General features: G+C 33.7%; 15 protein-coding genes. 8 read left to right on the top strand and 7 right to left on the bottom strand.

Going from position 1 to position 13537, the window contains the following annotated elements; translation table 11 throughout:
* The first annotated feature begins 26 nt into the window (after window positions 1-26).
* The 7 genes from N534_RS0107040 (at window position 27) to cysM (ending at window position 6696) form a co-directional block, all read left to right on the top strand.
* Complete coding sequence (locus N534_RS0107040; RefSeq protein ID WP_028891808.1) at window positions 27-2129, top strand: HEPN domain-containing protein; 2103 nt, start codon at window positions 27-29, stop codon at window positions 2127-2129.
* A gap of 14 nt (window positions 2130-2143) precedes the next feature.
* A complete protein-coding gene (gene cobA / locus N534_RS0107045; protein WP_028891809.1) occupies window positions 2144-2911 on the top strand; it encodes a uroporphyrinogen-III C-methyltransferase in 768 nt (255 codons plus the stop codon).
* Window positions 2911-3486 (top strand): bifunctional precorrin-2 dehydrogenase/sirohydrochlorin ferrochelatase, encoded by a 576-nt coding sequence (locus N534_RS0107050; RefSeq protein WP_028891810.1) that lies wholly within the window; start codon window positions 2911-2913, stop codon window positions 3484-3486. Before cobA ends, N534_RS0107050 begins: the two co-directional genes overlap by 1 nt.
* 7 nt (window positions 3487-3493) lie before the next feature.
* On the top strand, window positions 3494-4549 hold the full coding sequence (locus N534_RS0107055; RefSeq protein WP_028891811.1) for an NAD(P)/FAD-dependent oxidoreductase: 1056 nt from the start codon (window positions 3494-3496) through the stop codon (window positions 4547-4549).
* A gap of 137 nt (window positions 4550-4686) precedes the next feature.
* Window positions 4687-5022 carry a 2Fe-2S iron-sulfur cluster-binding protein gene (locus N534_RS0107060; RefSeq protein WP_038005730.1) on the top strand — a complete coding sequence of 112 codons (336 nt, stop codon included), beginning with the start codon at window positions 4687-4689 and terminating at the stop codon, window positions 5020-5022.
* A gap of 23 nt (window positions 5023-5045) precedes the next feature.
* Window positions 5046-5789 (top strand): serine O-acetyltransferase EpsC, encoded by a 744-nt coding sequence (epsC, locus tag N534_RS0107065; protein ID WP_038005732.1) that lies wholly within the window; start codon window positions 5046-5048, stop codon window positions 5787-5789.
* Window positions 5790-5808: 19 nt separating this feature from the next.
* Entirely contained in the window at window positions 5809-6696 is an 888-nt protein-coding gene (gene cysM / locus N534_RS0107070; RefSeq protein WP_028891814.1) for a cysteine synthase CysM, read from the top strand.
* A 60-nt stretch (window positions 6697-6756) separates the two neighbouring features.
* Here the strand turns inward: cysM and N534_RS0107075 are convergent, their stop codons facing one another.
* Together N534_RS0107075 and N534_RS0107080 are read right to left on the bottom strand one after the other, a co-directional pair.
* Window positions 6757-7215, bottom strand: coding sequence for an SRPBCC domain-containing protein (locus tag N534_RS0107075; RefSeq protein WP_028891815.1), 459 nt, complete (start codon window positions 7213-7215; stop codon window positions 6757-6759).
* A gap of 71 nt (window positions 7216-7286) precedes the next feature.
* Window positions 7287-8729, bottom strand: a complete 1443-nt coding sequence (locus N534_RS0107080; protein WP_081728298.1) for a DUF4932 domain-containing protein — start codon at window positions 8727-8729, stop codon at window positions 7287-7289.
* Window positions 8730-9071: 342 nt separating this feature from the next.
* Between N534_RS0107080 and N534_RS0107085 the strand changes: the two genes are divergently transcribed.
* A complete protein-coding gene (locus N534_RS0107085) occupies window positions 9072-9575 on the top strand; it encodes an ecotin (RefSeq protein ID WP_028891817.1) in 504 nt (167 codons plus the stop codon).
* Between the two features lie 87 nt (window positions 9576-9662).
* Here the strand turns inward: N534_RS0107085 and N534_RS0107090 are convergent, their stop codons facing one another.
* The 5 genes from N534_RS0107090 to N534_RS0107110 form a co-directional block, all read right to left on the bottom strand.
* Complete coding sequence (locus N534_RS0107090; protein ID WP_028891818.1) at window positions 9663-10127, bottom strand: cupin domain-containing protein; 465 nt, start codon at window positions 10125-10127, stop codon at window positions 9663-9665.
* A gap of 207 nt (window positions 10128-10334) precedes the next feature.
* Window positions 10335-10790, bottom strand: a complete 456-nt coding sequence (locus N534_RS0107095; protein WP_028891819.1) for a DUF3291 domain-containing protein — start codon at window positions 10788-10790, stop codon at window positions 10335-10337.
* Window positions 10791-10949: 159 nt separating this feature from the next.
* Entirely contained in the window at window positions 10950-11384 is a 435-nt protein-coding gene (locus tag N534_RS0107100; protein ID WP_038005735.1) for a hypothetical protein, read from the bottom strand.
* A 244-nt stretch (window positions 11385-11628) separates the two neighbouring features.
* Window positions 11629-12312: an ABC transporter ATP-binding protein gene (locus N534_RS0107105; protein ID WP_028891821.1), complete on the bottom strand. Its 684-nt coding sequence runs from the start codon at window positions 12310-12312 to the stop codon at window positions 11629-11631.
* Complete coding sequence (locus tag N534_RS0107110; protein ID WP_231517310.1) at window positions 12313-13533, bottom strand: FtsX-like permease family protein; 1221 nt, start codon at window positions 13531-13533, stop codon at window positions 12313-12315.
* Between the last annotated feature and the right edge of the window lie 4 nt (window positions 13534-13537).

Here is a 13537-nt window from a genome sequence, read left to right on the forward strand (position 1 = left end):
TTATAAGCAAACAACTAGTAAAACAGATGCAAAGTTTTAGATCAGAAATAGAAAACCCTTTAGTAGAAAAAGATATCCTAGAGTTAGAGCGTAAAATACGTTTGTTTAACGAAGGAAAAATAGATGAAGAACGTTTTAGAAGCTTACGTTTAGCCAGAGGAATTTACGGTCAACGCCAATTTGGTGTACAAATGATTCGTATTAAGTTACCGTATGGTAAAGTTACGAGTGAACAATTACACAGAATTGCAGATGTTTCTGATGAATATTCAAGAGGACGCTTACATATTACCACACGTCAAGATATTCAAATTCACCATGTAAGTTTAGACAGAACGCCTGAGTTATGGGCACAGTTAGAGAAAGACGATATTACGTTGCGTGAAGCTTGTGGTAATGCTGTACGAAATGTTACGGCTTCAGAAACAGCGGGAATCGATCCGAAAGAACCGTTTGATGTAACACCATACGCACATGCTACTTTTCAATTTTTCTTGCGTAATCCAATCTGTCAAGAAATGGGGAGGAAGTTCAAAATGTCTTTTTCTGCTACAGAAGAAGATACCGCATTGAGTTTTATTCATGATTTAGGATTTATCGCTAAAACAAAAATAGTAGAAGGTAAAGAAGTAAAAGGATTTAAGGTATTATTAGCAGGAGGATTAGGTTCACAACCACGTCATGCAGATGTAATTTATGAATTTTTAGAAGCAGACTTATTGATACCAACTATCGAAGGTGTTTTACGTGTGTTCGATCGTTATGGAGAGCGTGCTAAAAGAGCCAAAGCTCGTTTAAAATTCTTGGTAAAAGATTTAGGAGTAGAAGCCTTTTTAGAATTAGTAGCAACAGAAAGAGCAGCATTGGCGTATAAAACGTATCCAATTAATACTACCGACTTTGAGCAAGACCCTGTTTTTGAAACGAGCGAAGTCCCATCTGTAGTTATAGAAGATGAAGAAGCGTATCAAAGTTGGAAATCAACCAATATTTTTAAGCAAAAACAAGAGGGATTGTATGCGATAGGTATTAAAGTACATTTAGGAGATTTTTATACCGATAAAGCACGGTTGTTAGCTGATTTAATAAAGAAGTATGGAGCAAATGAGTTACGCTTTACGCTACGTCAAAATATTTTGATTCGTCACGTAAGAGAAGAGTTTTTACCATTTTTCTATACAGAACTACAAAAATTAGGTTTTGCAGATGCAGGATATAACAGTTTGAATGATATTACTGCATGTCCGGGAACCGATACGTGTAATTTAGGTATTGCTAGCAGTACAGGAATTGCAGCGGAGTTAGAGCGTGTGTTAAAAGCAGAATACCCGCAGTATGTGAATAACAAAGACATTACCATCAAAATTAGTGGATGTATGAATGCTTGTGGGCAACACAATATGGCTCATATTGGTTTTCAAGGAATGTCTATAAAAGTAGGAAAGTTGTTAGCACCAGCCTTACAAGTATTAGTTGGAGGAGGAGTTTTAGGACAAGGAAATGGACGTTTTGCAGATAAGTTGATTAAAATACCAAGTAAAAGAGGACCAGAATCTTTACGAATCTTATTAAACGACTTCGAAAGCCATAAACAAGCAGATGAAGATTTCTTAAACTATTATGATAGACAAGGAAAAACATATTTCTATGAGCTATTAAAAGAATTATCAGACACCACCAATTTAACAGAAGACGATTTTATTGATTGGGGACACGATAAAAATTATGTAAAAGCGATAGGAGTAGGTGAATGTGCTGGAGTGGTAATCGACTTAGTAGCAACTTTACTTTTTGAAAGCGAAGAAAAGTTAGAAAATGCAACACATGCATTAAACAGTCAACAATGGTCAGATAGTATTTACCACGCTTATGCAGCTATGGTTAACACTGCCAAAGCCTTGTTAACAGCAGAAGGAGCAAAAACGAATACACAAGCAGGAATCATTACCAATTTTGATGAACTGTTTGTAGCAACAAATAAAATAGAATTATCAAGTTCATTTGCAGAATTGATTTATCAAATCAATAAAAATGAACCTACGGAAGCTTTTGCAAAAAAGTATTTAGAAGAGGCATCATCATTTTACAAAACAATTGATGCCTACCGAAAAGTAGCCGTAGAAAGTTAAAAAAGGAGAGTCCAATGAAAAATCAACCGAAATTAACCGTAGTAGGAGCAGGACCAGGAGATATTGATTTAATCACCTTAAAAGCCATCAAAGCATTAGAGCAAGCTGATGTGGTGTTATATGATGCGTTGGTAAATAACGAACTGTTAGGATATGTAAATCCGAAAGCAGAATTAATTTTTGTAGGAAAACGAAGAGGATGCTACCGTTATCAACAAGAACAAATCAATGAGTTAATTGTCGCAAGAGGATTTTCACACGGACATGTGGTACGTTTAAAAGGAGGTGACCCTTTCATTTTTGGTAGAGGAGCAGAAGAAATGGAATACGCAGCCAAACACGGATTAGAAGTAGCTGTAGTTCCAGGAATTTCATCATCCTTAGCAGTGCCAGCGTATCAGAACATTCCTTTAACAAAAAGAGGAAGTTCAGAAAGTTTTTGGGTAATTACAGGAACTACCAAACAGCATCAATTATCTAATGATGTTGCCTTGGCTGCAAAATCAAGTGCAACGGTTGTTATTTTAATGGGAATGGGTAAGCTTTCTGAGATCATTCAGCTTTTTAAGCAAGAAGGAAAGAATGAATTACCTGTTGCTATTATTCAAAATGGAACAACTCCTGAAGAAAAAATAGGAATCGGTACTGTAGATACCATCGAAGAAGTCGTAGCTAAAAATAACTTGAGTAATCCAGCTATTATTGTGTTAGGAGACGTAGTAAATCACAGGCAACAATTACATCAAGTACAACAAGAAGCAGTTTTAAAAGAAGTAGTATAATGGAAGAAAGAAATAATCTATATCCTATCTTTTTAAAAACAGCAACCTTGAAAGTCCTTATAGTTGGAGGAGGTTTTGTTGCAGAAGAAAAGCTACGATTTTTATTAAAATCGAGTCCAGATGCTGAGGTAACCATGGTAGCTCCTTTTTTTAGAGAAGAAACCATTGCTATGGCTCAAAAAGGTAAGGTAAATATGGTAACAGACAGCTATAACGATACCTATTTACAAGGAAAACATTTGGTAATTGCGACTACCGATGTTCCAGAGGTAAATATACAAGTATATAAAGACTGTAGAAGTCAGAATATCTTGGTGAATGTGGCAGACAATCCACCATATTGTGATTTTTATATGGGCGGAATTGTAACCAAAGGGAACGTAAAAGTAGCTATTTCAACCAATGGAAAGTCACCAACAACCGCTAAAAGATTGCGTCAGTTTTTTGAAGAAGTAATTCCAGAAGACATCAATCAATTAGTACAAAACCTAAATAGTTATAGAAAAACCATCAAAGGAAACTTTGAACATAAAGTAGAAACATTAAATAAACTGACAGAGAGTTTAGTGAAATAGAGTAGAAATGATACAAACAGATATATTAATTATTGGAGCAGGTCCTACAGGGCTATTCACCGTTTTTGAAGCAGGATTGTTAAAATTACGTTGTCATTTAATTGATGCCTTACCACAACCAGGTGGGCAATGTTCAGAAATTTATCCGAAGAAACCTATTTACGATATTCCAGCATATCCAGAAATTTTAGCAGGAGATTTAACAAAGAACTTGATGGAACAAATCAAGCAGTTTGAACCTGGATTTACTTTAGGGGAACGTGCTGACACCATCGAAAAGCAAGACGACGGAACGTTTATCGTAACCACCAATAAAGGAACCAAACATCAAGCACCTGTAGTAGCTATTGCAGGAGGACTAGGAAGTTTTGAACCGCGAAAACCACCGATTCCAAATATTGCTGATTTTGAAGACAAAGGAGTTGAGTATATGATTAAAGAACCAGAACTGTATCGCGATAAAGATGTGGTAATTGCTGGAGGAGGAGACTCTGCCTTAGATTGGTCTATTTTCTTAACAGATGTGGCAAAATCGGTTACGTTAATTCATAGAAGAAATGAATTTAGAGGAGCGTTAGATTCTGTTGAAAAAGTACAAGAGTTAAAGAATTTAGGAAAAATCAATTTAATAACTCCTGCTGAGGTAAAAGCTGTTTTAGGTAAAGAGCATGTAACGGGTGTTGTTGTAGAAGAAAAGGACAAGGAACCTTATATTATAGATGCAGATCATTTTATTCCGTTGTTTGGATTAGCGCCAAAGCTAGGACCGATAGCCAACTGGGGATTAGAAATTGAGAAGAATGCCATTAAAGTAAACAACGCGTTAGATTATCAAACGAATGTAGAAGGTATCTATGCGATTGGAGATGTGAATACGTATCCAGGAAAACTAAAATTGATTTTATGTGGATTCCATGAAGCAACACTAATGTGTCAAAGTGCTTATCAACGTATCCATCCAGATAAAAAATATGTAATGAAATATACCACGGTAGGTGGTGTAGATGGTTTTGATGGAACAAGAAAAGAAGCACCAAAAGCAGTAGTGAAAGCAATTCAATAGACGAGATTTAGAAATGAAGTAGATAGGAGTTGTGGTACAGGCTTGTTGTCAAATACAGATTTTAATTTGATTATTCCTTCAAACATGAGCTCAACATCCAACTTCTAACTACTGATTTCTTTAAGAAATTGTTACAAATGGATAATCAAGACATCAAAATAAAAATAACAGACCGTGAAGGTGTAATACATGAGGTAGTTGCTCCGACAGACATGGCAATGAACTTAATGGAGGTGGTTCGATCGTACGAATTAGCTCCTGAAGGAACTATTGGAATCTGTGGAGGAATGGCAATGTGTGCCTCTTGTCAATGTTATGTGAAATCGAATCATGAGTTACCAGAAATGAGTGATGATGAAGACGCAATGTTAGCAGAAGCTTTTCATGTGCAAGAAAATAGTCGATTAGGTTGTCAAATTCAGATAACTTCAGAATTAGAAGGATTAGAAATTGAGTTAGCTCCCGAAAGTTAATTATTTTTGTAAAAATTTATCACATGGGATTCAAGCAGTATGATTTATCATTAAAAGATGATGTAGAAATTTTTACAAAACAATTATTTTATGCGTTGTTTGATGATGTATGCCAAGAAAAAGCAAATCATTTAAAAGAAAAGTTTGAAAAAATTTTAAATGGCTTAGCTATTGAAAATGCTTCGGAAGTATGGGTAGTATATCAACAAACGTTTTGTGAAATACGAGAAAAGTTAGATTTAGATGCCAAAGCATTCGAAAAGACCGATCCCGCCTGTAAAAGCTTAGGGGAAGTATATTTAGCCTATCCAGGGTTTCATGCCATTGCCGTATATCGTTTGAGTCATGAATTGTACAAAATGGAAGTTCCGATTTTACCAAGAATGATGAGTGAATATGCACATGGACTCACAGGAACGGACATCCATCCAGGAGCAGCAATTGGCGATTCGTTTTTTATAGATCATGCAACAGGAATTGTTATTGGAGAAACCACCATTATTAAAGAAAACGTAAAAATATACCAAGGAGTTACCTTAGGAGGAATTCAAGTTAAAAAAGAATTGGCTTCCACAAAAAGGCATCCAACGATTGAAAATAATGTAACCATTTATGCCAACGCAACTATCTTAGGAGGCGATGTAGTAATAGGAAGAGATAGCGTAATAGGCGCAAATGTTTGCGTAACCACCTCTGTACCTGAAGGATCTATTGTAACCTATGAGTCAGAAAATAAAATAACCACTAGAAAATCCTATGTTAAATGATGTAGGTACCAAATTAACCATGAAAACTAAAACAATTATAGATAGTATAGGGAATACGCCACTAATAGAAGTTTCAAACATTCTTCAAAAAGAAGGCGTAAAGCTATTATTAAAATTAGAAGGAAATAACCCTGGCGGAAGTGTAAAAGATAGAGCAGCCTTTAATATGATTGCTGAAGCTATTAAAAGGAAAAATATTCGTCAAGGAGATTATTTAGTAGAAGCAACTAGTGGAAACACAGGAATTGCGTTAGCACTCATGGCAAAAGTTTTAGGAGTAAATATGGTATTGGTAATGCCAGAAAATTCTACCGAAGAGCGTGTTAAAACTATGCGTGCTTACGGAGCTGAGGTTATTTTAACGGATGCAGAAAAAGGTATTGAAGGTTCTAGAGATGTCGCCTTAGAATTACGCTATAAAAAAGGCTATTTTATGCTAAATCAGTTTGAAAATACTGATAACTGGAAAGCACACTATAAAACTACAGGTCCAGAAATTTGGAACGATACAGAAGGAGAAGTAACTCATTTTGTTTCAGCAATGGGAACTACAGGAACCATTATGGGAGTGTCTACCTATTTAAAAGAACAAAACCCTGAGGTACAAATTGTAGGGGCACAACCTAAAGATGGAGCTAGAATACCTGGAATTCGTAAATGGACTCCCGAATACCAACCAAAATTCTTTAACAAAAGTAAGGTGGATCAAGTAGTAGAGTTAGATGAAAACGATGCTAAAAACATGACCAGAAAGCTAGCACAAGAAGAAGGTGTTTTTGCAGGAATGAGTAGTGGAGGAGCGGTACATGCAGCGTTAGAAATAGCCAAAACGATTGACAAAGGGGTGATTGTTGCGGTAGTTTGCGATAGAGGTGATCGTTATTTATCTTCTGATTTGTTTCAATAGACAGTTTTTGCTTATCTGAATAAATGATTTTATGTATAGCGTACGGATGTTATTCGTACGCTATTTTTCAGAAATCTCTTTAAGTTTATTCAAAGCTTTATCCCAAGTTGAGTTAAAATAATCAAGGTAGTCGTCTGCTACATCGCATTCTATTGTTACAGTAGTAATACCGTTACGTTCATGAAATGAATAATTTTCTAAAGAACCAGCCCATTTTTCAATTTCAGGACCTTTAGTAATTTCATTCTCACCATCTAAGATTCCGTTATGACGAATGGAAACAAACTCAAAAGGAATATTATCTACAATTTCTGAGACCATCCCACCTTTTTTACCATCTTTATCTGTTCCCACAAAATAGATTTTACTTCCCTTTTCCCAGTTCCCTTCATAGGTTGAGGTTGGGTTAAACTCAGCTGTCCATTGCTGGTAGGTATCAATAGTATTAATACCAAGCATTGTGTTATACACTTTTTCAGCGGAAGCATTAATGTCTTTCTTAAATTGTAGTTTTTTCATGATTCTATATACTTGGATAAAGGTTTAGTTTTTTGACGTAGGTGAGATATAGCCTGTGTAAGAAAAAGTATTTATTTGTCAATAACTTTAAAATAACTCCCACTCTTTATCAATACTCCTTTTTGACTAATGAGCGGGTGTTTTGTTCCCCACCAATTGAACTGAAAATAGTAAGCATCTCGGCTGGTAGGTAAACTAATTTCAAACTTTAATTCTTTTCCATTTTCTGACCAACTTAGGTTATTTTCTGTATTATTTAAGTCTATAAATTGTCTTAAATTTTTTCCATCTTGAAAAATCGTTGTTACTGTATCGTTTTTTTTCATTGGCTCTGAAAACAAAATAGTGATTTTAGTTTTACCGGAAAATTTGATGTAGGTTGAATCTTTTGGTGAAATTATTTTTGGTTTTGTCAAGTCTTTTTGGATTTTGGAAGTCCATTCAAGTATTTTAGGATATAAATCTTTTAAAGTCAAGCCATCTTCTTTTTGAATATAAAGGGTCAAAAGTTTTTGTGTAAATAGTTGTGAGTATTCAAAACCTCTGTTATCGTTTTGAAAACTCCAATTTAAACCTACTTCATCCGCAATTTTAGAAAAGTGCTTTTTTAAAAAAATATCATAAACTGCCCAAGTCATATATTCGTTAAATACAGCGTTACCTGAATTGTCATCGTCATCATTATATCCACTTTTATTCTCCCATAAATTAGCATTAAAATTTTTGTTGACCAGTTCTTTATATTGATTTGTAGTTGGATTTACATATCCGTGATCCATTTCTGTAAATAGACTATGGATTGAAGTGGCTATATCTTTCTCTTTTGTTGAGATAGTGTCCGACAAGATGTAATCAGGAATAGTTATGAAATCCGCTACAGTTGTCGAGTCTATGTTTCTATGACAGTTCATCCTATAGACAAAAGGAGAAAGTACAATATTGTATTTATCTTCGTTTGAATATTGCTCACCAAATTCTTTTATCAAGAAGTTACGCATTTCGTTTAAGTACTGTGTTTTCTTGTACTTATCTGAAACAGAATCATAATAGGTTTTATTTTGTTCAAAGAACTCTCTAAAGTTTGATTCTTTAATAAAGTCGTTTATTAAATCCAAATGGTCATCAAAAGGTTGAAAACCCTTATTAGTATAGAAATCCATTTTTCTTTTTAGAGTATTGTTTTTGTCAAATTCGAAAGCGTAAGAATCCGTTCTAAAACTCAAGAACTCTTGCCATCTTTCTCTAGAATAGTTTACAGAATCAAGTAAAGGATGTTCACTTACAGGATTAAAATATTCTTGAACTTTGTTATAATAATCAAAATTCTGTCGAACCTCCCATTTGTCTGTTTTCCCATATTTCGTAAGTGCTAAAATAATATTAGCTAATTCATAGGTTTCAGGATATTCTACTCGTATTTTCTCTTTCGATTTTATTTTTTTTGAATTTGTTCCTACGCAAGAAAAAGCGAAAATTATCAAAAAGAAAAAGGAGATATGTTGTATAAGTTTCATGTTTGGTTTTAATTGTTGTCAACGTGTTATAAAAGAACAAAAACTTCTTTTATCCGTGTATTAAAATGTGATAAGTAAAGTTTTTAGCAATTTTATTTTTCTTGTTTCAAACACTCAATATAAAACAAAATAAAAAACCGTACAAATATGTATGGTTATACTAGTAAATCTTAGTTATAGTAGCTAACTACCTAACAACTTAATAGACAGCAACTTTGTGTTCTAACACCACTTTTAATAGTTGTTAAAAGAATGGTAAATGATTTAAGAATGAATACAAAAGTCTTAGTTAGATGAACCTTTGGCATACATGTTGAAAAGCTCTAGGAAAATTATTTTATTATGAGAACAATTTCAGGGCAAATCACCAAATTATTTTTAATAACATTCTTAATTATTACTTCTATGGCTGTAGGGCAATCCTCTTTAAAAAAAGTAGATACATCAATATATCCTAAACCAGAAAAAGGTTTTAAACAAATGGTTATAGAAGTTCCTCATTCAGCTAATGATGGTAACAAAAAAATAGAATTTATTATTGGAAAATGGATGGAAGTAGATACTTGTAATAAGCACGGTCTTGTAGGAAGTATAGAGAAAAAAGATCTTAAAGGATGGGGGTATTCGTATTATGATTTCAAAACTGATGGCGGAGTTATGTCTACTCGAATGGCTTGTTTTGAAAGTAGCACAGTAAGAAAATTCATTTCTAGCCAGCCACAAACAGTAAGGTATAATGGAAAATTACCAATTGTTATTTATGTTCCAGAAGGTTACGAAGTTCAATTTAAAATATTCAAAGCAGAGGATGATGTGTATCATGCTAGTGAGGTGAAACAAAAATAAACTTAAAAGCGCTGTGATTTATTACAGCTTTATATAAGAAAAGCAGCAAATACTATTTGCTGCTTTTCTTATTTGTTATAACAAGTATTACTTTTCTTTTTTAATAGGTACCGCATCAAAAGGGTCAACCATTGCGATAAATAAAACACAGGGACCATTATTTAAGCATTTAGCCCTGTGCGGTTTTTTTGCAGGACCATAAGCATATGAACCCGCTTTTAATACGGTAGCTTTTTCACCTTGGTATTGTACTTCTAAGTCTCCTGAAATTAAAATCATTCGTTCAGGTGATTTATGTGTGTGACTTATAACTTCTGTATTAGGTTCTATTCTAAAGAAAAAATCTAAATTAGGTTTAGATATATCGCCATGAAGTATTGTAAAAGAACAATTAGGAAAGAAATCAGGAGCAGGAAGCCATTTCAAACTCTCATTATTAACAGTTGTAGCAATAGAAGTTTCAGTGTTTGAAACACCATTGCTTTGAGCATTTAATCCGATAGCTAAAAAAGCTAGGATAAGGGTTAACAGGTTTAGTTTGTTTGTTTTCATCTTGTTGATTTTTAAGCACTTAATATAGTTAAAATAAACAGGGTTTCAAATTATATTAACCTGTTTATTATAGGTATAATCACTTGAAATTTATTTACAGAAGTATTTTTACTTCTTTTAGGAAGTAGTTAAAGAAATAAAAATAGAAACAAACAAAAATGTAGAAGTATAATCATTAGCTAGTTTCGCTAAGAATTAAGTTGTTAGTTACTCTTTTGGCATTGGAATTTTATTTCTGAAATCAAAAGCTACTTCTGAAGCACCGTTTTTTTGTAGATACTCTAATTTATCAACAGCTTCTTGTATAGTAGGGTATTCACCTTCAGGTACCCACCACATTGCGGTATACACCTTTCCGTAGGAATGAAACCATTCTTTTCTTCTTTTCAAGAAATCTGTATGAAAAGTCTTGTACACAAAATCACCCAAAGTCTCAATAGACTCCCAAACAGAAACATTAATAATTACCTGTTCGTCATTATAAGGATTAAAACTTGTAGCATCATTATTCTCGTCTTTTAGTCTCCAAACAAAACCGTCACTGTTTTCAGCTAAATCGTTTACACGGTCTAAATTATCTACAAACTCATTCATAATAGGATCTTCAATATTTACTCCTTTCATTCGAGCTACATTGATTTCTGCTATATGGTACTTTTTCATAGGTGTGTTTTTTTATGCAGTTAACGGTTTCGTATAACCGTTAGTTACGGGTTAATATGCGTTAATTTTCGGTTTGACACAGACGTTAGCAATTCCGAGTGGATTCGGACGTAGTCGAATCCGCCGTAATTGCGGTTATACATTGTTGTACGCAGTTTTTTATTCATTTTTTATTAAATCCTGCGCGTTTTTAATTCCGCAACCAATTACAAAAATTCGAGTTCTCCAGTCATTCATTCCGCCATAAGGAATTTTGTCAGTCCAGTATTCAATTCCACGTTTTTTGAGTTCAGACAATATTTGTTCGACATCTTGTTCAGATTTATACATTCCGATATAATTCCGATTTGCGTGTTCGTCCGATTTAATTTTTTTCAGAGCGTATTCAACAGCATCTTTTTCGGTCGCAAAGTGTTCCAAAGTTTGTTTATCTCCACGTTCGGTATAAAACCATTGGAAAAGTCCTCCGTTATTCTCCAATCCAAAACCCTCATAAATAGCATTTCCATTTATGCTATAACTATTCATTGGATAGCAATTTTCCTTTAGCCATTTTTCCAATTCAACTACGGTTTTTATTTCAGTTTCGGTCATTTCTTAAATTGCGTACAACTTGTTATAAGACAGCAAAAACTACTTTTATCCGGAGTGTTGAAGGTGATAAACGGAAGTTTTAGCAATTTTATTCGTCTTGTTTCAAGCACCTAATATATGACAAAATAAAAAACGTACAAAGAAGTACGGTTATAATAGTAGGGTGTCAAAGGTTTGGCTACTAGAATACTGTTATAGAAATTATTCCATTTTAAAGACTACTATTTTATCATAGTTTAATTATTTATATCCTAACAATTTTTCCGTCATCCAATTCAATAATACGATCTGTTTTTTCAGCAAAATCTAAATCATGTGTCACCATTAAGAGTGTTTTGTTATAGGTCTCTGTCAGTTCTTTAAATATATTAAAAACAATGTCTGCGTTTTTACTGTCTAAATTCCCTGTAGGTTCATCACACATAATAATAAGAGGATCATTTATCATAGCTCGAGCAATAGCAACTCGTTGTTTTTCACCCCCAGATAATTTATAAGCCATTGTGTTTGCTAACTTTTCAATACCCAAATCTTTTAAAAAAGCATAAGCGTTGTGTTCTAACTCTTCTTGGCTCACTTTATTTAATTTGAACCCAGGAAGCATTACATTCTTTAAAGCACTAAACTCGTTTAGTAAATAATGAAATTGAAATACAAAACCAATTTTTTCGTTTCGTATAGCAGCTAGTTCTTTTTCCGTTTTAGTATGTACAGATGAACCATCAACTATAAGCTCACCTGTAAAGTCTGTATCCATGGTAGATAGAATATAGAGTAAAGTGGATTTTCCGCTACCTGACCTACCAACAATAGAAGTAAACTCACCACGATTTAAGCTAAAAGATACATCTTTTAAAATATCAACTCTAACTGGGTTATAGAATGATTTAAATATGGAATGTGCTTCTAGTACAATATTCTTTTCCATTTATTTTCCTCTTATAATAATTACTGGGTCTACTTTACTAGCCTTTTTAGCAGGCATCCAGCCCGCCAAGAAAGTTGTTGCCATTGCAAATACTACTGCTATGGTATAGTACTGTATTCCATAATCAATTGGGTAGGTATTTACTTTGGGTAATGAAGGGGTATTGAAAGGAATTGAATCGATGCCCAAGGATAAAAGAAAACCAAATGATAACCCTCCTAAAGCTCCAGCAATGCCTATGCTTAAGGAAATAGTAATAAATATATTCTTTACATCGCTACCTGCAAACCCCGTAGCTTTAAGAATGGCAATGGTATCCATTTTTTCATAGATTAACATATTAAGGATGTTATAGATTCCAAACCCTGAAACAATCAATAATGTAATACCAACAGCATATGAAATAATAGAACGTACGCTACTACCTGTTTCAAATTGAGCATTGGCTGTTTGAATGTCTTCTGCATTAACATTAAAAAATGTTTCATACTCATTAGCCAAAGCAGGAGCCTCGTTTAGGTTCTTGAGTTTTATTTGAATATCACTGATGTAATTGCTGTTTACACCGAGCAGTTTTCTTGTTGTTTGTAAGCTGGTAAAGCTTTGTACTTTATCAATTTCAACCAAGCCTGACTGAAAAAAACCGACTACTTTTAAATAAAACTGTTCTCCTTCAGTTGAAGTAACCGTTATAAGATCTCCTATTTTTGCATTGATAATTTCCGCTGCGCTATATCCAAGAATTATGCTATTGGGAACTTTCTCGAGATCTTGGTAATTTCCTTCCATTACATAATCACTAAATGCAAAAAGTGCTGACTCCTGATTAACTTCTATACCATTGATAATTCCATTAAGGTCAATATTTCCGAAATTGTAAAAGACTTGTGTTGTTATTTTTGCAGCAACACCTTCAACACGATCATCCTTCTTAAGTTTATTTATAATTTGTTGAGCATTATATATTTCTATACGAGTATTCGCTGGTTTTATTGAGCTAATATAATTGTGATAATTTTTATATTTTTCACTTAAATCTATGGGTTGTTGTTGAGAAGGCTTGATATCATTATACAAACGAATGTGTGGTGTACGATTTAAAACTATTCCATCTAATAAATTGTTAAGTCCCTCCATAAACCCTAAGAGCGCCACAAAAAGAGCAATACTAAAAGTAACGCCAATAGCTGCAACAAGGGTTTGTTTCCAACGAGCAAGCATAAGT

This window comes from Tenacibaculum sp. 47A_GOM-205m, from assembly GCF_000518405.1.
In the GTDB taxonomy this organism is placed as follows: Bacteria; Bacteroidota; Bacteroidia; order Flavobacteriales; family Flavobacteriaceae; genus Polaribacter; species Polaribacter lutimaris.